21 protein-coding genes and 3 tRNA genes are annotated in these 21,873 nt (G+C 39.9%); 6 read left to right on the top strand and 18 right to left on the bottom strand.

The genetic code is table 11. From position 1 onward, the window contains the following. Positions 1–60 precede the first annotated feature (60 nt). On the top strand, positions 61–1,167 hold the full coding sequence (locus BKK54_RS00005; RefSeq protein ID WP_077540314.1) for a tyrosine-type recombinase/integrase: 1,107 nt from the start codon (positions 61–63) through the stop codon (positions 1,165–1,167). 26 nt (positions 1,168–1,193) lie between these two features. Here the strand turns inward: BKK54_RS00005 and BKK54_RS00010 are convergent. The 9 genes from BKK54_RS00010 to thrA all read right to left on the bottom strand — a co-directional run bounded on the left by BKK54_RS00010 (position 1,194) and on the right by thrA (position 9,359). After that, positions 1,194–1,269 (bottom strand) — tRNA-Lys (locus BKK54_RS00010). Between the two features lie 49 nt (positions 1,270–1,318). Next, positions 1,319–1,405: transfer RNA gene (locus tag BKK54_RS00015), tRNA-Leu, on the bottom strand. Positions 1,406–1,409: 4 nt separating this feature from the next. Continuing rightward, positions 1,410–1,485: transfer RNA gene (locus BKK54_RS00020), tRNA-Gly, on the bottom strand. 142 nt (positions 1,486–1,627) lie between these two features. Beyond that, positions 1,628–2,515 carry a protease modulator HflC gene (hflC, locus tag BKK54_RS00025; protein ID WP_077540316.1) on the bottom strand — a complete coding sequence of 296 codons (888 nt, stop codon included), beginning with the start codon at positions 2,513–2,515 and terminating at the stop codon, positions 1,628–1,630. Continuing rightward, positions 2,515–3,738 carry an FtsH protease activity modulator HflK gene (gene hflK, locus BKK54_RS00030; RefSeq protein WP_077540318.1) on the bottom strand — a complete coding sequence of 408 codons (1,224 nt, stop codon included), beginning with the start codon at positions 3,736–3,738 and terminating at the stop codon, positions 2,515–2,517. Before hflK ends, hflC begins: the two co-directional genes overlap by 1 nt. A gap of 119 nt (positions 3,739–3,857) precedes the next feature. Next, on the bottom strand, positions 3,858–4,568 hold the full coding sequence (locus BKK54_RS00035; RefSeq protein WP_077540320.1) for a 4'-phosphopantetheinyl transferase family protein: 711 nt from the start codon (positions 4,566–4,568) through the stop codon (positions 3,858–3,860). Between the two features lie 44 nt (positions 4,569–4,612). Further along, on the bottom strand, positions 4,613–5,887 hold the full coding sequence (thrC, locus tag BKK54_RS00040) for a threonine synthase (protein WP_077540322.1): 1,275 nt from the start codon (positions 5,885–5,887) through the stop codon (positions 4,613–4,615). Positions 5,888–5,954: 67 nt separating this feature from the next. Further along, positions 5,955–6,899, bottom strand: coding sequence for a homoserine kinase (thrB, locus tag BKK54_RS00045; RefSeq protein WP_077540324.1), 945 nt, complete (start codon positions 6,897–6,899; stop codon positions 5,955–5,957). Between the two features lie 12 nt (positions 6,900–6,911). Beyond that, positions 6,912–9,359, bottom strand: coding sequence for a bifunctional aspartate kinase/homoserine dehydrogenase I (thrA, locus tag BKK54_RS00050; RefSeq protein WP_077540326.1), 2,448 nt, complete (start codon positions 9,357–9,359; stop codon positions 6,912–6,914). A gap of 315 nt (positions 9,360–9,674) precedes the next feature. Between thrA and BKK54_RS00055 the strand changes: the two genes are divergently transcribed. Further along, entirely contained in the window at positions 9,675–10,379 is a 705-nt protein-coding gene (locus BKK54_RS00055; protein ID WP_077540329.1) for a YggS family pyridoxal phosphate-dependent enzyme, read from the top strand. Between the two features lie 74 nt (positions 10,380–10,453). On the opposite strand, the gene argG is transcribed toward BKK54_RS00055, so the two are convergent. Together argG and BKK54_RS00065 are read right to left on the bottom strand one after the other, a co-directional pair. Next, positions 10,454–11,788, bottom strand: a complete 1,335-nt coding sequence (argG, locus tag BKK54_RS00060; protein ID WP_077540331.1) for an argininosuccinate synthase — start codon at positions 11,786–11,788, stop codon at positions 10,454–10,456. A gap of 176 nt (positions 11,789–11,964) precedes the next feature. Further along, a complete protein-coding gene (locus tag BKK54_RS00065; RefSeq protein ID WP_077540333.1) occupies positions 11,965–12,831 on the bottom strand; it encodes a phosphoribosylaminoimidazolesuccinocarboxamide synthase in 867 nt (288 codons plus the stop codon). Positions 12,832–13,010: 179 nt separating this feature from the next. Here BKK54_RS00065 and prfC point away from each other — a divergent pair, with 179 nt between their 5' ends. Continuing rightward, the gene (gene prfC / locus BKK54_RS00070; RefSeq protein WP_077540335.1) at positions 13,011–14,591 is read left to right on the top strand and encodes a peptide chain release factor 3; all 1,581 of its coding nucleotides are present in this window, start codon (positions 13,011–13,013) and stop codon (positions 14,589–14,591) included. A gap of 36 nt (positions 14,592–14,627) precedes the next feature. On the opposite strand, the gene BKK54_RS11860 is transcribed toward prfC, so the two are convergent. Continuing rightward, a complete protein-coding gene (locus BKK54_RS11860) occupies positions 14,628–14,861 on the bottom strand; it encodes a hypothetical protein (RefSeq protein ID WP_077540337.1) in 234 nt (77 codons plus the stop codon). Between the two features lie 109 nt (positions 14,862–14,970). On the opposite strand from BKK54_RS11860, the gene BKK54_RS00080 reads away from it, so the two are divergent. Both BKK54_RS00080 and BKK54_RS00085 read left to right on the top strand, forming a co-directional pair. Next, a complete protein-coding gene (locus BKK54_RS00080; protein WP_077540339.1) occupies positions 14,971–15,522 on the top strand; it encodes a sigma-70 family RNA polymerase sigma factor in 552 nt (183 codons plus the stop codon). Between the two features lie 9 nt (positions 15,523–15,531). Next, complete coding sequence (locus BKK54_RS00085; RefSeq protein ID WP_077540341.1) at positions 15,532–15,726, top strand: zf-HC2 domain-containing protein; 195 nt, start codon at positions 15,532–15,534, stop codon at positions 15,724–15,726. A gap of 16 nt (positions 15,727–15,742) precedes the next feature. On the opposite strand, the gene BKK54_RS00090 is transcribed toward BKK54_RS00085, so the two are convergent. After that, positions 15,743–16,300, bottom strand: a complete 558-nt coding sequence (locus tag BKK54_RS00090; RefSeq protein WP_077540344.1) for a YtfJ family protein — start codon at positions 16,298–16,300, stop codon at positions 15,743–15,745. 106 nt (positions 16,301–16,406) lie between these two features. Here BKK54_RS00090 and BKK54_RS00095 point away from each other — a divergent pair, with 106 nt between their 5' ends. After that, positions 16,407–16,733: a zinc ribbon domain-containing protein YjdM gene (locus BKK54_RS00095; RefSeq protein WP_077540346.1), complete on the top strand. Its 327-nt coding sequence runs from the start codon at positions 16,407–16,409 to the stop codon at positions 16,731–16,733. 64 nt (positions 16,734–16,797) lie between these two features. Here the strand turns inward: BKK54_RS00095 and BKK54_RS00100 are convergent, their stop codons facing one another. The 5 genes from BKK54_RS00100 to BKK54_RS00120 are packed head-to-tail and all read right to left on the bottom strand — an operon-like array spanning position 16,798 to position 21,703. Next, entirely contained in the window at positions 16,798–17,436 is a 639-nt protein-coding gene (locus tag BKK54_RS00100; RefSeq protein WP_077540348.1) for a bifunctional 4-hydroxy-2-oxoglutarate aldolase/2-dehydro-3-deoxy-phosphogluconate aldolase, read from the bottom strand. 9 nt (positions 17,437–17,445) lie between these two features. Continuing rightward, positions 17,446–18,849, bottom strand: a complete 1,404-nt coding sequence (gene uxaC / locus BKK54_RS00105) for a glucuronate isomerase (RefSeq protein ID WP_077540350.1) — start codon at positions 18,847–18,849, stop codon at positions 17,446–17,448. Positions 18,850–18,858: 9 nt separating this feature from the next. After that, entirely contained in the window at positions 18,859–19,704 is an 846-nt protein-coding gene (locus tag BKK54_RS00110; protein WP_077540352.1) for an SDR family oxidoreductase, read from the bottom strand. 12 nt (positions 19,705–19,716) lie between these two features. Further along, positions 19,717–20,661 carry a sugar kinase gene (locus BKK54_RS00115; RefSeq protein WP_077540354.1) on the bottom strand — a complete coding sequence of 315 codons (945 nt, stop codon included), beginning with the start codon at positions 20,659–20,661 and terminating at the stop codon, positions 19,717–19,719. 49 nt (positions 20,662–20,710) lie between these two features. Continuing rightward, positions 20,711–21,703, bottom strand: a complete 993-nt coding sequence (locus BKK54_RS00120) for a TRAP transporter substrate-binding protein (RefSeq protein WP_077540356.1) — start codon at positions 21,701–21,703, stop codon at positions 20,711–20,713. Between the last annotated feature and the right edge of the window lie 170 nt (positions 21,704–21,873).

Below are 21,873 nucleotides of genomic sequence, written 5' to 3' on the forward strand. Positions count from 1 at the left end.
CAGAAAGGAAAATAATATGCGCCGTCTATGTACGCAGGTCGGCGATTCGGAGAAAAGAAAATGTCGATCAGAAAAAATAAATTCGGCGTATGGCAAATCGATTTCACCACGCCAAACGGCGAGCGAATTCGATGCAGTAGTCAAACGACTGAAAAAAAATTAGCCCAACAGCTCCACGATAAGATGAAACACGAGGCTTGGCAGGTTGAAAAGCTCGATAAGAAACCTGAAAAAACCGTAGAACAAGCCTTGATCTTAATGCTCAAAGAAGCTGAACATAAAAAGGATGTGGCAACCAAAATACGCCACGCACAATATTGGCGTGATGTACTCGGGCATAAGCTCATCAGCTCTTTAACAAGTGATGATATTCAGGCATATTTGCCAACTCACGTAACCCGCACCGGGAAAAAACTCTCTCCTGCCACTCAAAACCGTTACCGCTCATCAATTATGCGTGCGCTCAATCTCGCCAAACAAGCAGGCTGGAGCGACAGCGTCCCTTATATTCAAAAAAATAATGAGGCCAAAAAGCGGGTTCGGTGGCTAACGAAAGATGAGGCTAATCATCTATTAAAAAATCTTAACTTAGATTGGATGCGTGATATATGTAAATTTGCTTTACTCACCGGTGCAAGAATGGGCGAGATTCTCACGCTTACGTGGAATAAAATTGATTTTGAGCGACAGATTGCCATCGTTACAAGTGATATTGCTAAATCAGGTCGTGCAAGATCGCTCCCATTGAGCGAAGAAGCAATAAATTTCTTACAGCAACGCATATTCAAGCGCTGTTCAGATTATGTTTTTCATAGCGGACAAGGCTTGAAACTTCGAGATATTTCCAGAAATGACTTCAGACGGGCTTTAGAACGAGCCAACATTAAGGATTTTCGATTCCACGATCTCAGGCATACTTGGGCGAGTTGGCACACTCAAGAGGGAACACCCCTGATGGTGCTGAAAGAATTGGGCGGTTGGGAAACAATAGAGATGGTTCAAAAATACGCACATTTGAATGCCGGTCATCTATTGGATTATGCCAATCACGTCAAACTTACGTCAAACTCGCTTTTAGTTTGTTCAAATCAAGTGGCAAAAAATGACGAACAGGAGGATATTTCAGGCAAGAAAAAAAGCCGTAAGCTATTGAATTTAAAGGTATAACTTACAGCTATTAGAAATTCGATATTTGGTGGGTCGTGAAGGATTCGAACCTTCGACCAACGGATTAAAAGTCCGCTGCTCTACCGACTGAGCTAACGACCCAAATATAGGATTTTGAAAGAGTTTTTTACAAAATTGAGATTTTGTAAAATGGTGCCCGAAGCCAGACTTGAACTGGCACGCCTCGAAAGGCGAGGGATTTTAAATCCCTTGTGTCTACCGATTCCACCACTCGGGCAAATTGGAGCGGGAAACGAGGCTCGAACTCGCGACCCCGACCTTGGCAAGGTCGTGCTCTACCAACTGAGCTATTCCCGCATCGCTATTGCTAAACAGCGAGGCGTATTCTACTGATTTATGACATGCTGTCAAATAAAAATAGTAAAAAATAAATTGATTGCTTAAAAATAACTCAAAAAAAAGTGCGGTTGGTATTAACCGCACTTTTATATGATTTTGGCTATTTATTTGGTGCTTGCATAAAGCGAAAGAAATCACTATCAGGTTTTAAAAGCATCATATTTTCCGAATTGGAAAAACTTGCTTCATAAGCTTTTAGACTGCGGACAAAACTGAAGAATTGTGGATTTTGTGAGAATGCCTCAGAATAAAGTTTTGCTGCGCTAGCATCACCTGAACCCCGCAATTCTTGCGCAGTTTTATTTGCATTTGCGAGGATTAAGGTGACTTTACGATCAACATCGGCTTGAATAAACGCAGCCTTTTCCTTACCTTGTGAACGATGTTCACGAGCCACAGCATCACGCTCTGCACGCATACGTTGATAAATTGAAGATGAAACTTCATCCGGTAGGTTAATTTGTTTTACACGGACATCAATGACTTCAATACCTAGCTCTGCAGTGCTGTCTTGACCTGAATTTAAGGCTTTTTTGGCACCTTCCATGAGCTCACCACGAGTACCGGAAACAATGTCTTTAATTGTTCTCGTACCAATTTCGGAACGTAAACGGTCATTGACTTTGCGGCTTAATAAACTTGCAGCTTGGTTGTAATCACCACCACCGGTTGAAGTATAGAAACGACCAAAATCGCTAATTTTCCATTTTACATAGGAATCTACCAATAAGTCTTTTTTCTCAACGGTGACAAAACGTGTTGCTGAACCATCTAAAGTGCGAATGCGTGCATCAAGTAGTTTAATACTATCAATAAGGGGGATTTTAAAATGTAACCCAGGCTCATATACCACCACCTTATTATCGGCATCACGCTGAACTTTGTTAAAACGCAACATAATCCCTCTAGTGCCTTCAGTAACGACAACAATACTTGAGTAAATTACCGCCACGATGACGAAAATAACGGGTAATAAAAGTTTACGCATTAGTTAAATCTCCCTTGGCGAACAGGTTCGGATTTGCTTGGTTGAGCACTATTTGATTGATTTTCAGATGAGATTAAATTCGGTGTAGGATTAACCACATTTTGCCCTTTCTGTACTACTTTTTTAGCCATAATCTGTTCAAGTGGTAGCACGGTTAAATTGTTACTGTTATTGCCATCTAACATCACTTTCGGCGTATTTGCCATTACTTTTTCCATTGTTTGAATGTATAAACGTTCACGCAATAGATCCGGTGCGGCTTTAAATTCCGGTAATAAACGTTGGAAACGTTCTACTTCCCCCTGTGCATCTAATACAATTCGATCTTTATAAGCAGTTGCTTCCTCTACGATTCGCTGCGCATCACCACGTGCAATCGGTTCCTTCTCACGCGCATAGGCTTCTGCCTCACGAATAAAGCGTTGTTCATCTTCTTGTGCTTTAATAGCATCATCAAAGGCATCTTTGACTTCTTCCGGAGGACGTGCGGATTGGAAGTTTACATCAATTACTTCAAGACCCATATCGTAAGGTTTGATAATATCATTCAAAGCTTTCCAAGTATTTTCACGTACCACAGCGCGACCGGTTGTGAGAATATCATCCATTGTCATATGCCCGACGACGTAACGTAAAGCACTATCCGTTGCTTGATTTAAACTATCGTCAGCGTTGGTTACGTTAAAACGATATTTTGCCGGATCTTGCACACGATACTGCACGGTCATTTCGACTTTTACCATGTTTTCATCTTGGGTAAGCATTGAACCTTGGGTTTTCAGCTCTTTTACCTGTTCTACATTGACCGGTAGCACTTTATCTACAAAAGTAGGTTTCCAATTTAAGCCCGGTTGAACAATGGAATGTAGTTCTCCAAAACGTAATACCACACCACGTTCAGCTTCTTTGATGGTATAGAAACCACTTGCGCCCCAAATAATAGCGCCTAATACGGCTACAACAGGTAAGGTTTTACCAAAATTTAATGGGAGAGATGGGGGCGAATTAGAACCGCCATGATTTTGACCGCGCTTTTTGCCGTTGCCCCCACCTAATTTTTTTAATAGATTATTAAAAATCTCTTCAATATCTGGCGGTGATTGTTCTTGATTACCGCGATTTTGATTTGAATCCCATCCGTTATTTGATGAGTTTTCGGGCTTTTGCTCATTGCGTTGCCCCGGCTTGCCCCAAGGATCTTGGCTTGAACCATTCTGCGACATGTCGTTCTCCATTTGTCAAAAAATTGTTACGAGTTTATCGGAATAATGGGGATACGTCTATTAAAATACAAGAGATTCCCACAATAAAAATCCTTGAATATTCTCCAGGATTTCTAGCTTTAGTTAACGTCATAATACATAAGTGGGAGATGTTTTTGAGGAACCAAAGTATTCCCTTCCCAATGGAAAAAGTGCGGTTGATTTTGACGTTGATTGACAAATGCCGCTAAATAAAAGGGGAGTTCACCTGTAAAAAAGATCCTACCTTGAGGGCAATGCTCAGAAAAGATTTTTTGCGCATGGGGAAAATGATGGACTTCCGATAATTTTGCAATTCCAACGCCTTGTGATTTCAATATCGCTTCACGTAGGCACCAACAACGATAAAATGCCAGCTTGGAACAAGATTGTTGCTCAAACCACGCCAATTCATCTTGAGATGCAAAATGTTTCATTAGGGCAAGAAAATCACGTGGTCTGGGACATTCAATGTCAATGCCGACCGTACTTTGTTCTCTCTGGTTAATATCTAATACCACGGTCACCCAATCAGCTGAATGGCTAATATTAAAATCAATAGTTTCATTGGGGAAATAAGGACGCCCACTTTTGGTGCGTTCAATGTTTCCTAAAAGTGAGGTATTTTTCCCCGTTATTCTTAATAATTTCCATAATAGGAAGTGAGCTAATCTCCGACACTGATGGCGTTGTTGAACACGGTGATATTGATGGTTAGGTGTGATAATTAATTTTTCAGGAACCAGTTCATTTGGTATTTCGTGGAATGGGAAAGGTTGCTGAATATTGGCGTAAGCGATAATCGTTGTCATAAGAAAGTGTGAAAAAGTGCGGTCAAAATTAACCGCACTTTTTGTTATTTCAACAAATATGCACGTAATTGTGCAAAATCATTGTCCATTTCATCAGAAAGCAGTGTGAGCTTATTGTGTTTATCTAATGTTTCAGGCAAGGGTAATTCAAGGTTGAGAATCCGCTCAACAGATTCTTTAAATTTTGCCGGGTGTGCAGTACAAAGGAAAATACCGGTCTCGCCCGCATTAAGCTGATCTTTTAGCACTTGGTAAGCGATAGCACCATGGGGTTCGCAAACATATCCTATCTTGTGCATCGCTTTGAGGGTTTCTTCTGTTTGTGTATCAGTGAGCATACCCGCACCTAATTCTGCTAAATTCCAGCCATTACGTTTAAATAATTCTTCTACGCGTGGCCAGTTATTTGGACGACTGACATCCATCGCATTAGAAAGTGTGGCAACGGTGGCTTTCGGTGCCCATTCACCAGATTGTAAATACCGTGGTACGGTATCATTCGCGTTGGTTGAAGCGATAAAACGCTTAATTGGTAAACCTAAGGTTTTTGCAATTAATCCCGCGGTTAAATTACCAAAATTCCCACTTGGTACAGAAATAACCACATTATCACGTTTTTCTTTTGGTAATTGGGCGACAGCCTCAAAATAATAGCAAATTTGCGCTAATAAACGGCTAATATTAATGGAGTTGGCAGAGTTTAAGCCGATCGCTTCACGCAACGTTGCATCGTCAAAGGCTTGTTTTACCAGCGCTTGACAGGCATCAAAATCACCATTAATGGCAACGGTGCGGATATTTCCCCCTAGTGTGCAGAACAATTTTTCTTGTAACGGGCTGATTTTACCTTTTGGATATAGAATCACGACATTGATATTTTCCAAACCATAAAATGCGTGCGCCACCGCTGCACCGGTATCACCGGATGTTGCTGTTAGAATTGTAATTTTTCCGTCTCCACGCACAGCCGCGAGTGCTTGTGCCATAAAACGACCGCCAAAGTCTTTAAATGCCAATGTTGGTCCGTGGAAAAGTTCAAGGGCATAAATATCTTCTTCAACTTTTTCTAAAGGCGCTTGGAAAGTAAAGGCATTTTTCACCATCACATTGAGCGTTTCAGAGGGGATTTCATCGCCAATGATGGCAGAGAGAATTTTTTGACTACGTTCCACAAGTGGGAGATTGAGTAGTTCGTTAATATGAGAAAGTTGGGGAATGATTTGTGGAAAAAATAAGCCTTGCTCTTTTCCTAGCCCTTGGCGGACAGCTTGGGCGAAATTCACCTGTTGTTCTGGATGTTTGATGTTATAAAGGTTCATTCTTGATCCTATGTTAATATTTTAATCTCTTAATTTTAATGATATTGCTTGTTTAACGAGATGCGCATTAGCCAAGTACTCGTGCACCCTCATTATCCACCTTGCAAATATGCACAAAACCTTCGTTATTTTGCAAGTAATGATTTTCAAGATAAGTCGCAAGTTTAGTGGCCGTTTGTAAATCTGAGGCAATGGAAAAAATCGTTGGACCTGAGCCTGAAATGCCGGTAGAAAGCGCGCCTAAATCACGGGTTGCCTGTTTCACTTCTGAAAAATTCGGTAATAATGACTCACGATACGGCTCTGCAATGACGTCTTTCATCATCATTGAGGCTAAATTTTCTTGGCGGGTGTGACAAGCATGAACAAAACCACCCAAGTGACGACCGTGGGTGATCACATCCTGTCTTGTGTAGCTTTTCGGTAAAATCGCCCTAGCCTCAGCGGTAGAAACTTCAATGCCCGGATAAGCTAAAACCCAATACCAATTATCAAAGAATGGTAGTTTTTGACAAATATTACCAAGGGACTGTACCATAAATTGTACCCCACCAAGATAACAAGGTGCGACATTATCGTAGTGAATAGACCCTGAGATTCTACCCTCTAATTCCCCCATCATTTCGAGTAATTCCATTTTTGAGAATGGTTCATTATGGAATTGATTTAGTGCCACTAATGCAGCCACAATCGAGCAAGCACTTGAACCTAAGCCGGAACCAATGGGCATATTTTTTTCAAGGGTTAATCGAAGTGGTTTGATATGACCACCGCGTAATTTTAATTGTTCACTGAATAATACATAGGCTTGATAGACGATATTTTTTTGTGGTTCTTTTGGTAATTTACGGACAAAATAGCCCGCACTTTCTAGTTCAAAACCACTTGTGATTGATTCAATTTGAATCACATCGCCTAATAATGAACCGTCAATGGGGGAGATTGCCGCCCCCAATGTATCGAAGCCCACGCTGATGTTTGCACTTGATGCCGGTGCATAAATTCGTAACATCGGAAGTCCTCATTAATGTTGTAATGTTCTTAAAATATCAGCGAAGATGCCAGCAGCCGTGACTGCATTACCTGCACCATAACCACGTAATAATAATGGAATAGGCTGATAATAGCGAGTGTAGAAAGCGAGGGCGTTTTCTCCGTCTTTTACTTTGTAAAGTGGGTTATTTTGATCAACGGCAACAATCGAAACTTTGCATTTCCCCTCAATAATTTGTCCGACATAACGTAATACTTTTCCTTCGGCCTTGGCTGCTTCTACCCGTGCTTTGAAGTCATCATCAAGCTGTGGCAACATCGCCATAAACTCATCGGCTGATTTACCTTCAGAGAAACCTTGTGGTAATACCCCCTCCACTTCGACATTAGAAAGCTCTAATTCTAGGCCTGCTTCACGTGCGAGAATTAAGAGTTTACGTGCCACATCTTGACCTGATAGGTCATCTCGGGGATCCGGTTCGGTAAATCCTTTTTCACGAGCAAGTGCGGTCACTTCTGAGAGAGAAAAGCCTTCTTCCAATTTACCAAAAATAAAGGATAGCGAGCCGGATAAAATGCCTTCAAAACGTTCTAGCTCATCACCGGCCGCAAGGAGATTTTGCAAGTTTTCAATCACGGGTAAGCCTGCACCGACATTGGTCTCATATAAAAACTTATGCTGACTTGCCTGCGCATTTTGGCGTAACTCATGATAATAGGACAGATCGCGTGTGTTGGCTTTTTTATTTGGTGTGACGACATGAAACCCCTCTTTTAATGCTCGAGCATAAAGACCAGCGACAGATTCAGCCGAGGTGCAATCAACGAATACCGGATTAACCACATGATGTAATTTAATGAACGAAAGTAAGACATCAAAATCAGAAGGCTGGGTTGCATTTTCAAGATCGGTTTTCCAATTTTCTAAATCTAAGCCATTTTCATTGAGGAGCATTTTGTTGGAGTTTGCAATGGCACAGACGCGAATTTCCACCTCTTTCTTCGCCAAATACTCCTTTTGGCGCTTTACCTGCTCAATTAATTCACCACCGACACCACCGACGCCCACAAGAAACATATCTACGACCTTTTTATTGTTAAAAAGGGCTTGATGTGTGGCTTTCACCGCTTCAATTGCTTTATTTTGTGGCACAACAGCAGAGATAGAACGTTCGCTAGAACCCTGTGCGATTGCCACAATGCTGATATTCGCCTGTGCTAATGCGGAGAAGAAACGGGCGGCAATACCTTTCGCTTGTTTCATTCCATCGCCTACTACTGAGATAATGGATAAATCTTTAATCACCTCAATCGGCTCTAATTGATTTGCATTAAGTTCGTTCGAAAATTCAGTTTCAAGCACAACTTTAGCGGTTTCTGAAGATTTCACCGGAACACAGAAACTGATACTGTATTCGGATGAGGACTGAGTAATTAAAATCACTGAAATACCAGCGCTCGACATTGCTGAAAATACACGGGCTGCCATTCCTACCATACCTTGCATACCAGGGCCTGAAATATTGAACATTGCCACATTATCTAAATTGGTAATGCCTTTTACTTGTAAACCTTCGGATTTTACATTGCCATCAATAATCGATCCCGGTGCGGAGGGATTACCGGTATTTTTAATCACACAAGGAATATTTTGTGGTAATAATGGACCGATAGTACGAGGATGAATCACTTTTGCCCCGAAATAGGAAAGTTCCATTGCTTCACGATAAGAAAGGGTAGGTAATAATCTCGCATCCGGTACTAAACGGGGATCACAAGTGTAAACCCCGTCCACATCTGTCCAAATTTCACATACACGGGCATTTAAACAAGCGGCCAGACAAGCCGCAGAATAATCCGAACCGTTGCGACCTAATAGTACGAGTTCCCCTTTTTCATTGCCGGCAGTGAAACCTGCCATTAATACCACTTTATCTTTTGCAATATTTTCAGCACTGACTCGTTTGGTGGATTCGGCAATTTCAACGGAGGATTCTAAATATCCTCCCGTTGCTAATAATTGTTTTACCGGATCAACAATATGGACGTGATAACCACGGGCTTCAAACCAAGCTTTCATCATTGCGATGGAAAGCTTTTCACCACGACAATCAATCGTTGCTTTCACCGAATCTTCAACTTTACCTGCTTGACGTATTTCTTCCAATAGCCCTTTAATTTGAGAAAACTCCGCATCAATGAGTGCTTTTGTACCATTTAAGTCAAACTGATTATTTTCTGCATGTAACCCATTAATAATGTTGTAGAAAATATCAAGAGCTTCGTTGAAATGAGTATCGGTGGGTTGGTTTAGTGCAGCTTTTTCTGAGAGGGCAACAAGGTGATTGGTAATTTTTGCCGGTGCGGACAAGACGCCTGCGGCTTGCTCTTCTAAGTGAGCCTGTTCAATCAGTTTTGCTGCCTGAGAAAAACGTTCGGGATTTGCAAGCGAAGTGCCACCAAATTTGAGTACGCGCATATTCATTCTCCTAAAGATGTTGTATTTTTAAAATTTATAAAAAAACCCGCATTCGGTTGAATCGCGGGTTTTCGGTATCCTGTTTTCTATGTACTAACAACCCGCACCATTAAGCATCGTAATAGTCATCATAATAATGGTAATGGTGTTAAAAGTGCGGTTATTTTTCATGGTGTTTTTATTTTTCAAAACGAGTGCGTTAAGAAATACTGAAATTTATGTAACTTGTCAAACAGAAAATGATGATTCTCTAGAAATTTTCTCGTCTGACTAAATTTCGTGTAAACTAACCGCACTTTGAATAAGGAGAATTTGATGGATATTCAACATAATTTAAAAGGCATTCAGCAAGCGATTCATCGTCTATGTGAGCAAGTTCATAGGTCTTCAAGTGCGGTAACATTACTGGCTGTTTCCAAAACTAAACCTGTTTCAGATATTCTCGAGGCTTATCAGGCGGGACAAATCGCTTTCGGGGAAAATTATGTACAAGAAGGTGTGGAAAAAATTCAATATTTTGATGCGCAGGGAATTAAGCTAGAGTGGCATTTTATTGGCCCATTGCAATCAAATAAGAGTCGATTAGTTGCTGAACATTTTGATTGGATGCAAACCCTTGATCGGGTGAAAATTGCGGAACGATTAAATGAGCAACGCCCTGTAAATAAAGCACCACTAAACGTGTTGATTCAAATTAATATCAGCGATGAAGAAAGTAAATCCGGTATTCAGCCCGAAGCGATGTTGGATCTTGCAAAACACATTGAAAATCTACCGCACTTACGTTTACGTGGGTTAATGGCGATTCCTGCACCAACAGTCGATATGACTGAACAAGAAAATACCTTCAAAAAAATGGTCGATTTATTTGAACAGCTCAAGCAAGCATTGCCGACACAAGAAATTGACACGCTTTCAATGGGAATGAGCAATGATATGGCAAGTGCAATTAAATATGGGTCAACAATGGTGCGTATCGGCACAGCAATTTTTGGTGAAAGGGATTATTCAGAGAAGTAGAAACCTAAGTGGTTGATAAAAATTACTCAAAAAAATAACCGCACTTTTGTGCGGTTATTCAGATCCATTGAAGATTATTTCTTGCCTAACTGTGGCAAAACAGAATTTTTATTGGACACAAGTAAGCCGGTTTCTGCATAGATCCCCAATTTACCACGGGTATCGGCAACATCAAGATTGCGCATGGTTAATTGACCAATACGATCGATTGGATCGAATGGGGCATCTTCCACTTTTTCCATACTCAAACGCTCTGCCTCATAAGTTAAATTCGGCGATTCTGTATTCAAGATTGTGAAATCGTTTCCACGACGTAATTCTAACGTCACCGTACCTGTAATCGCCTTCGCAACCCAACGTTGTGCTGTTTCACGCAACATTAATGCTTGCGGATCAAACCAACGACCTTGGTATAATAAACGCCCTAAACGTAAACCATTGATACGATATTGTTCAATGGTATCTTCATTATGGATACCTGTGATTAAACGTTCGTAGGCAATGTGCAATAATGCCATTCCCGGTGCTTCATAAATACCGCGGGATTTTGCTTCAATGATACGGTTTTCAATTTGATCGGACATCCCTAGACCATGGCGACCACCGATACGATTGGCTTCTTGCATCATTTCGACGGCATCATCAAAACATTTACCGTTTAATGCGACCGGTACGCCTTCTTCAAACGTGACCGTAACGGTTTCCGGTTTGATTTCAACGCTTTCGTCCCAAAAAGCAACCCCCATAATCGGTTTAACGATCTTCATACCGGTGCTTAATTCTTCTAAGTCTTTCGCTTCGTGAGTCGCACCCAGCATATTAGAATCGGTTGAATAGGCTTTCTCAACAGACATTTTGTAGTCAAAGCCATTTTCAATTAAGAATTGTGACATTTCAAAACGACCGCCAAGTTCATGAATAAACTGATCGTCCAACCAAGGTTTATAAATTTTTAATTGAGGGTTGGTTAATAATCCGTAACGGTAGAAACGCTCAATGTCGTTACCTTTAAAAGTCGAACCATCACCCCAAATATTAACATCATCTTCTTTCATGGCTGCAACAAGCATAGTACCGGTCACGGCACGACCAAGAGGGGTGGTATTGAAATAAGGAATTCCGCCTGTTGAAATATGAAATGCGCCACATTGAATTGCTGCAATTCCTTCGTGAACAAGCTGCGCACGACAATCAATTAGACGGGCATTTTCTGCGCCATAAGCCATCGCTTTTTTAGGGATAGCATTGTAATCATCTTCATCAGGCTGACCCAAATTAGCCGTGTAAGCGTAAGGCACTGCACCTTTTTGACGCATCCAAAGTAATGCAGCGCTAGTATCCAAACCGCCAGAGAAAGCGATACCTACTTTTTGCCCTGTTGGTAGATTTTGTAAAATCGTATTTGACATATTTTTTCCTTAACTTAACGTTATTTTGAATATTTAATCATTTTTAGTGAATAAAAACTCGCAAGAATATAACCGCACTTTCATCATTTGTCTAGTGATTTTCACGGTTAACCAATAACTTTACGGTAACTTTTACCCATAAAAATCCCTGCCTTCTTTTAGCAGGGTTTTTAGTATTATTGGATCAAAAGATTTAAGGCTTCTTGATATTTAGCCACGGTTTTTTCAATCACATCAGTTGGCACTTTTGGTGCCGGTGCTTGCTTGTTCCAACCGCTACTTTCTAGCCAGTCACGCACAAATTGCTTGTCAAAAGAAGGCGGATTTATCCCCTCTTTATAAGTTTCAACAGACCAAAAACGGCTAGAATCCGGCGTTAATACCTCATCCATTAGGGTTAGTGTACCATTTTCATCTAAACCAAATTCAAACTTCGTATCGCAAATAATGATACCCTTAGTGAGTGCATATTCTGCTGCGGCGGTGTAAAGCGCGATCGCTTTTTCTTTTACTTGTGATGCTAAGTCTGCACCAATTAATTTTTCACATTCTTCATAGCTAATATTAATATCGTGGCTTCCCACTTCCTCTTTGCTTGAAGGGGTAAAAATAGGTTCAGGCAATTTACTGGCTTCCACCAAACCTTCCGCTAATTTCAAACCGCAAATTGTTCCGGTTTGTTGATAATCTTTTAACCCGCTTCCGGTTAAATAGCCACGCACAATAGATTCAATTTTAATCGGATTCAAACGTTTGCAAACTACCGCACGATCTTTAACTAAATCCGCTTCCTCTTTTGGTAGCACATCGTAAACAGAGTCACCGGTAAAATGATTTGGCATAATATGTGCCAATTTGTTAAACCAAAAATTAGAAATTTGCGTTAGAATCTCGCCTTTTCTTGGAATGGGATCGTCTAAAATCACATCGAATGCCGAGAGACGATCTGTGGCGACCATCAACATTCGCTTATCATCAATTTCATAAAGATCACGCACTTTGCCTGAGTAGATTTTTTTCAGACTTAGATTTTGTTGTGTCATGGTTTACACCTTTTTTATTTGCGGTAAAAAAATCGGCGCATATTGTACCGCACTTTTTAAGCAAACGTTTGCTATTTTTGAAAAAATAATCAAATTCGTTGAATTTTTCCAATTTAATTTGAGCAAAATGCCAAAATCAGCGAGAATAGCGGACATTTTTTAACGAACAAGAGAAGATCATGACTTATCCTCAAGAAGTGAATAAACGCAGAACCTTTGCGATTATTTCCCACCCTGATGCAGGTAAAACCACTATTACCGAAAAAGTGCTTTTATACGGTAACGCCATCCAGACCGCCGGTTCGGTTAAAGGCAAAGGATCAGCGGCACATGCCAAATCCGACTGGATGGAAATGGAAAAACAACGTGGTATTTCCATTACCACCTCTGTGATGCAATTTCCTTATAATGATTGTTTGGTCAATCTGCTTGACACCCCAGGACACGAGGATTTCTCGGAAGATACCTACCGCACTTTAACCGCGGTGGACAGTTGCCTAATGGTGATTGATTCCGCAAAAGGGGTTGAGGAACGGACGATTAAATTAATGGAAGTCACCCGTTTGCGTGATACGCCCATTATCACCTTTATGAACAAACTTGACCGTGATATTCGTGACCCAATGGAATTGCTAGACGAAGTGGAAAATGTCCTGCACATTCGTTGTGCACCAATCACTTGGCCGATCGGCTGCGGTAAATTGTTCAAAGGCGTTTATCATCTTAGCAAAGACGAAACTTATTTATACCAATCAGGGCAAGGTTCAACCATTCAAGAAGTACGTATTGTAAAAGGATTGAATAACCCTGAATTAGATGAGGCGGTGGGCGATGATTTAGCCCAACAATTACGTGATGAATTGGAATTGGTGCAAGGGGCGAGTAATGAATTTGAGTATGATGCCTTTATCAAAGGTGAATTAACCCCTGTATTTTTTGGCACCGCACTGGGTAATTTCGGTGTGGATCATTTCCTGGACGGTTTAACCGAATGGGCGCCAAAACCACAGGCTCGCCAAGCAGATACCCGCACAGTGGAAAGCTCTGAAGAAAAATTTAGCGGTTTCGTGTTCAAAATCCAAGCGAATATGGATCCAAAACACCGAGATCGTGTCGCCTTTATGCGTGTGGTTTCCGGTAAATATGAAAAAGGCATGAAGCTTAAGCATGTGCGTATTGGTAAAGATGTGGTAATTTCTGATGCCTTAACCTTTATGGCGGGGGATCGTTCACATGCTGAAGAAGCCTATGCCGGCGATATTATCGGCTTGCATAATCACGGCACAATCCAAATTGGCGATACTTTCACTCAAGGCGAAAATTTAAAATTCACAGGCATTCCAAATTTCGCCCCTGAATTATTCCGTCGCATTCGTTTGAAAGATCCCCTCAAACAAAAGCAGTTGTTAAAAGGTTTAGTTCAACTTTCCGAAGAAGGGGCGGTACAAGTTTTTCGTCCGTTAATCAATAACGATTTGATCGTAGGTGCTGTGGGGGTGTTACAGTTTGATGTGGTGGTTTCCCGCTTGAAAACCGAATACAACGTAGAAGCCATTTACGAAAATGTAAACGTAGCAACCGCCCGCTGGGTTGAATGTAACGATGGGAAAAAACTTGAAGAATTTAAACGTAAGAACGAGCAAAATTTAGCCCTAGACGGTGGGGATAACCTGACTTATATTGCCCCAACCATGGTGAATTTGAATTTAGCGCAGGAGCGTTATCCTGACGTGGAATTCTTTAAAACTCGAGAACATTAGTGTGAAAAGAGCGGTCAATTTGACCGCTCTTTTTTATTACATCTTGTCTTTTTTCATACCGTCCTTTTCCATACTGCTGGATTTCATTTTCATCTCATCCTTCATCATCTTGTCATCTTTCATCATACTTTCGGATTCCATTTGCACGGATTTTTCACAACCTATTTTGTCTTTTGAACACTCGGTTTGCATTGATGAGGCATAAACGCTTGTTGCCCCAAATAACATGGTTATACTGATGATGGCATTTTTAAATGTGCTATTTTTCATTTTTAGTTTCCTTCTATAAGTGATACATTATTTTTATGAATAAACATCATTCATTGCTATTAGACGAAGAAAGGTTTCGTTTCTTACAATATTTTTTAAAGGGAGCACAATGGTTAATCACATTTCCGAAAAGGAATTAACAGTTATTCGGCAGCAGATGCTGAAATTTGCCGAATTGCAATTACACAACCATGAACTTGCAGAAGATCTTGTGCAAGAATCCTTTTTAAGCGCATTTAAACATATCGATCGTTTTAAGCGTGAGGCAGCATTTAAAACTTGGATATTTGCGATTTTAAAAAATAAAATTATTGATTATTTTCGTCAGAAGGGACGATTTGTTTTAGAAAGTGAAATGATAGAAGAGGACGATTCGCCAAATACATTTTTTGATGAAGCGGGTCATTGGAATCTAGCTTTCACACCGAGTAATTTACAGGAATATGAAGAAAAGGTTTATGCCGAAGAATTCTGGTTGATTTTTGAAACTTGCCTAACTTGCCTGCCGTCTCAGCAAGCCCGAATTTTTATGATGCGTGAATTTTTAGAACTATCATCAGATGAGATTTGCGAAGAAACTCAGTTAAGTACCTCTAATTTACATACCACACTTTATCGTGCACGCTTACAGCTGCAACATTGTCTTTCTCAAAAATTATAAGGAGCCTCTATGCGTTGTCGTCAAGCGACAAGAATCATTTCAGATTCTCATGAACGTTCGTTAACTTTACAAGAAAAAGTCGGCTTACGTCTTCATTTAGTGACCTGCCCTCATTGCCGTAATTTTAAGCAAAATTGTGGTGAACTAAGTCAATTAATGAAGGCATTCGCAAAAAGTTCAAAAAATAAAAAAGCGGAAGTTTGAAGCTTCCGCGTGAACGTTACTTCGTTAATTCGGTGACTAAAGAAATCACGGTTTGAATATCGGTATGAGATAACTTGCCTTCTTTCACAAATTTCACTTTACCTTTTTTATCCAACACAATAATCGCACTGTCTTTAGCATTCAAATTCCAAGCGTTTTTTACGGTACTTTTATCATCGAGTACCACTTGGCTATGTGGATTTTCTATTTTTCCCTTTTCCGCACTACTTTTCACAAACATACCGGTGCCAACGATGGCGTCATCAGCATTGATAATTGTCGTTGTTTGATAGTTGGCTGGCGAAAAATGGGCTGCTTTGATGGCATCTATCATCGCTTGATTTTTTTCTTTTGCAGCACTTCTTCCTGCGAGATGATGAACCACCCGTACTTTTCCCGTTAATGAGGAAGATGCCCAAATTTGGAACTTAGTTTCTTTTCCGGAAAGTATGATTTCACCATATTCTGCAACTTTTGCTACCGGTAATGATTGCTCAAGTTGTATATTGTGTGCAAATGCAAAACGGCTTAGCATCACTGAACCTAATACAAAAATTAACATTTGTTTCTTCATTTGTTTTCCTTTAAAAATCATTTAAAAACAACCGCACTTTTGGCGAATTTTGCATTTTTTGCTATACTCGCGCACCTATTATAATTGAAGAAAGAAGGAAAACCCAATGGAACAAATGCCGGCTTGCCCCAAGTGCCATAGTGAATATGTCTATCATGATTCTGTCAATTTTGTTTGTCCGGACTGCAGCTATGAATGGAATGGCACTGAGCCCGTTGAAACAGATGATGATCAACTTATTGTGAAAGACAGTAATGGCAACTTACTTGTAGATGGTGATGATGTACTTTTAATTAAAGATCTAAAATTGAAAGGTTCGTCTGAAGTTTTGAAAAAAGGCACAAAATTCAAAAATATCCGCTTAGCTAAAGGCGATCATAATGTCGATTGTGGCAAGATTATGTTGAAATCCGAGTTTTTGAAAAAAGCATAATGATAAAAAGTGCGGTTAAAAAACAATAATTTTTATGACCGCACTTTTCCTTTGATATCTCATTTTATCTTGTCAAATCAATCACTTCTTTGACTAAACGTCCAATCTCGCCCCAGTTTTTTTCCTGAATCAGTTTTTTCTCCACAAACCAAGAACCACCACAAGCCACCACATTAGGAATAGCAAGATAATCTTTAATATTATGTAATCCAATACCGCCGGTCGGCATAATTTGTAATTGTCCATAAGGTCCAAGTAAGGCTTTGATCATTTTAATACCGCCCGAAGCTTCTGCCGGAAAAAACTTCACTGCAGAAATTCCCAATTCTAGCGCAGCCTCAATTGACATCGGATTATTCACCCCCGGTGTAATTAGGAAATCGAGGTCTTGACATAATTTCACAATTTTTGGGTTAAAACCCGGTGTAACGACAAAATCCGCCCCACTATTTTTGGCTAAAACCACTTGATCCGCCGTTAAAATCGTTCCTGCAGCAATTAAAAAATCCGGTTTATTCGCACGTAATAAACGAATTGCCTCTTCCGCTGCATCAGAACGGAATGTAATTTCCGCCACCGGTAAACCATTTTTAGCTAAGGTATCGGCTAAGGGTAAAATATCCTCCGCATTATCTAATGCGATCACCGGCACCACTTTAAACTGACGGAGTTTTTCAATGATTTGATTGGTTGTGTATGACATAGCTTTTCCCTATTTAAAATAATGTTTAGCATTGTTAAAGCAGATATTTTCAATCATTTTGCTTAACAGAGGCATATCATTTGGTGCTTCACCGTTCTCGACCCATTTCCCAATCATTTCACATAGAATACGTCGGAAATACTCGTGACGGGTATAGGATAAGAAACTCCGAGAATCCGTTAACATTCCAACGAATTGGCTTAATAAGCCTAATTGTGAGAGCTGTTGTAACTGACGTTCCATCCCATCTTTTTGATCATTGAACCACCAACCTGAACCAAATTGGATTTTTCCTGCAATGCCATCGGTTTGAAAATTACCAATCATGCTGGCAATCATTTCGTTATCACGTGGATTTAAACAATATAAAATAGTTTTAGGTAACTGATTTTGGCGATCCATTGCATCCAATAAACGGGAAAGCGGCTCTGCATAAGTGCGGTCACCAATAGAATCAAATCCGCTATCTGCACCAAGTAAAGAAAACATTCTGCTGTTATTATTACGGATTGCGCCAATATGCATTTGCATTACCCACTGACGTTTACAATATTCAGCGGCTAACCATACTAAAATAGCAGTACTAAACTGGGCAATTTCTTCTTCTAAGAGCGGTTGATTTTGCAAGCGTTTTTGAAGAATAGCGTTAAGGACGGATTCATCAGGAATAGGGGCAAAGCGTACAATTTCCATACCATGATCCGCTGATTTACAGCCATGCACATCAAAATGTTCAAGACGTTTTAACAATGCTTTTTGTAAATCTGCAAAGGTACGAATTTCCACATCTGAAACCTCGCTTAATTGAGCGATATAGTCGTTAAATTGTGGCAACTCAATTTTGAACACTTTATCCGGTCGCCAGCTTGGTACCATATCAATATCAAAACTTTCATCGTTTTTAACCGCTTGATGATATTCTAACGAATCAATGGGATCATCTGTTGTACCGGCCAGTTTTACATTCATTTGTTGCATGATACCACGTGCGGAAAATTCCGGTTGCTGTAACATTTCGTTACATTGATACCAAATTTTATCTGCATTTTGCGGATTGAATAAAGTATTAGTTATACCAAAGGGGCGGCGTAATTCTAAATGCGTCCAATGGTAAATAGGATTACCAATACAAAGTGGAACGGTTTTTGCCCAAGCCAAATATTTTTGATAATTATCTGCTTTTCCTGTAATCAATTCTTCAGGGACACCGGCGGTACGCAATGCCCGCCATTTATAATGATCCCCCTCTAACCAAATTTCAGCTAAGTCTTTAAATTGGCGATTCTCAGCGACTTCTTTTGGGTTTAGATGACAGTGATAATCAAAAATAGGCTGATGTTTGGCATAGTCATGATAGAGTGTTTTTGCTGTATTCGTTGAAAGCAAAAAATCTTCGTCCATAAATTGTTTCATTTGGTTCTCCTATACACCACTATAAGCCGAGAACCCACCGTCAACAGGGACAACAACACCATTCACAAAGCTGGAATAATTGTCATCAATCAAGAATAATAAGGCACCGAGCAATTCTTCCGGTTCGCCAAAACGTTCCATTGGGGTATTCGTCAGAATTTTATTTGCACGTGCGGTAGGTTTTCCTTCTGCGTCAAATAATAAAGCACGATTTTGATTGCTGATTAAAAAGCCCGGTGCGATAGCATTACAACGAATGCCGACTTTTGAAAAATATACCGCAAGCCATTGAGTGAAATTACTAATTGCCGCTTTGGCGCCTGAATATGCAGGGATTTTTGTGAGCGGTGTAAAGGCATTCATACTGGAAATATTGATAATATTTGCGCCTTTTTTACCCAGCATATCTTTGGCAAAAACTTGAGTTGGCAATAAGGTTCCCAAATAATTGAGATTAAAAACAAACTCAATACCGGATTTATCCAAATCAAAGAAAGTTTTTGTGCTTTCATTTAAATGAAACTGATGAAATTCATTATCTGTTGTCGCTTTTGGATTATTGCCGCCTGCACCGTTAATTAAAATGTCACAAGTACCAAAATCAGCCACAATTTGATTCCGTACTTCTTTAATACTTTCAAATTCCAATACGTTTGTTTTATAGGCTTTGGCATTGCCTCCCGCTTGGTTAATTTCTTGTGCGACTTTATCAGCAGCTTCAAAATTAATATCAAGTAGGGCAATGCTCGCTTTAGTGTAAGCCAGTTGCTTTGCTAGAAAGGCACACAATATGCCTCCGGCACCGGTGATAACAATAACTTTATTTTCCAGATGATGGTTAGCTGCAATATTCATATTAATACTCCGTTAATTAAATTCAGATGGAAGATGGGATGTGGCGTGCTTATCAATAATTGCACCTTTGTGTTGAATCACGATGCCGGCAACACGATTGCCTTGATAGCAACAAATATTGAGCGGTTTATTGCGTAAGTAACCGTTTAAAAATCCTGCGTTGAAGGAATCTCCCGCCGATGTTGTATCAACAACATTTTGTATCTTTTCAGGTATAACCTGCCCATATTGGTGTGATTGAGAATCTGAAAAACAAGCACCATTTTGACCGCACTTTACAATCACTGTTGGTATGCCAATTTGATGTAAACGTGTTTGTGTGGCTTGTTCGTTATCATCTCCCCATAGTAATTGTTCATCATCAAAGGTGACTAATGCCAAGCTTACATGAGGTAATAACTGCAAATAACAGTCTTGAGCCTCTTTCCATGAATTCCATAATTTAGGGCGAAAATTGCTATCAAATGCAATTTCTATACCTAATTTAGTTAATGATATTAACTGTTCAATTAAAAAAGAGCGGTCATTTTTAGGCAAGATTGCAAGTGAAATACCGCTTAAATAAATCATATCCACTTGTTGAAGCTCGGTTAAAACTTGATGAAAATCAGGATGTTGTATCATATAGTGCGCAGCGGATTGGTTACGCCAATAAAGAAAGGTACGCTCGCCTTGCTCATCAAGTTGGATAAGATATAGCCCCGGTTGATGTGTTTCATCTTTTAATACCCAATTCGTATGGATATTATCTGCTTGCCAACAACGACACATTTGTGAACTTAAGTTATCCGTACCTAATGCTGACACATAATGAACTTGAATATCATTTGGAGAACTCATTCGACCCAGATAAGTAGCGGAATTTAGTGTATCACCACCATAACTTTGCCACATTTCACCAAATGGCTTACCATTCAGTTCAATCATACATTCGCCGATAAATGCAATTTTTTTCATAGTGATCCCAAAAGGAAGGATACGATAGGACGTATCCTTTTCATCTTAATTATTTGTTGATTAAGCTATCAATACGTTCTATGTAATCTTTAAGTAAAGGATTGGCTTTGGCTGCATCATGCATACTTTTCGTTGCATCAATAAATGGCTGTTTATCCACTTTTACAAATTCTACCCCCAATTTATCTTTCGCTTCTTGAGTCGTTTCAGCAATCATTTTTTGCCATAAGTCTTTGTGATACATCATAGAATCATCCGCTGCTTTTTTGAGTGCCTGTTGCTGTTCCGGTGTTAATTTATCCCAAGATTTTTGACCGATAACAAGCACATCCGGAATCATGGTATGTTCATCTTCACTAAAGAATTTTGCCACTTCACCATGACGAGCTAACGTTAAAGCGGTTTGATTATTTTCAGCCCCATCTACGACTTTTTGTTGTAAAGCGGTATAGAGTTCACCATAGGCTAAAGGTGTTGGTGAAGCGCCCATCAATTTCATCATTTCAACTGCGGTTGGGCTAGGTTGAACACGAACTTTCATTCCCTTAAGATCGGCAGGAGATTTGATAGGCTTGTCCGCATAAAAACTACGTGCACCACCATCATAATAGGTTAAGCCAATAAATCCTTTACCTTTTGATGAATCAAGAATTTTTTGTCCGACTTCCGGATCAAGTAGAGCTCGATAGTAGTGATCTACATTATGGAAAAGATAGGGAATGTTATAGGCACCGTAAGAGCCTTCAAAGGCTTCTAATTCACTTGCATTCGATTTTGCCATATCAAGTGAACCGGATTGTAATAGCTCCATTGATTCACGCTGTGTTCCAAGCTGACTATTCGGATAAATACGGACGACAACCTCACCGTTAGTCAATTTCTTTACCTCATCCGCCATATATTGCATTGAGATATGTACCGGGTGAGTTTTGTCATTGTTATGACTTAGTTTCAATACCGTTTTTGCTGATGCTGAAAACGACATTCCGGCGGACAATGCCAAAACTAATGCACAAGAAAGAATACTTTTTTTGATTCGCATAATGGATCTCCCATAGATAATAAATTGAAGAGCATCCTCTAACCGCTAGGATGTTGAAAAGATAATAGACCAAAAAAAATTATTTGGTCAATCCAATTATTTTAAATTGGTGATCCTGATCACAATTTTAAATAAAAAAACTTGCAGGAAAGTGATTTTAACGCATAATT

The organism is Rodentibacter genomosp. 1, assembly GCF_001999285.1.
Taxonomy (GTDB): domain Bacteria; phylum Pseudomonadota; class Gammaproteobacteria; order Enterobacterales; family Pasteurellaceae; genus Rodentibacter.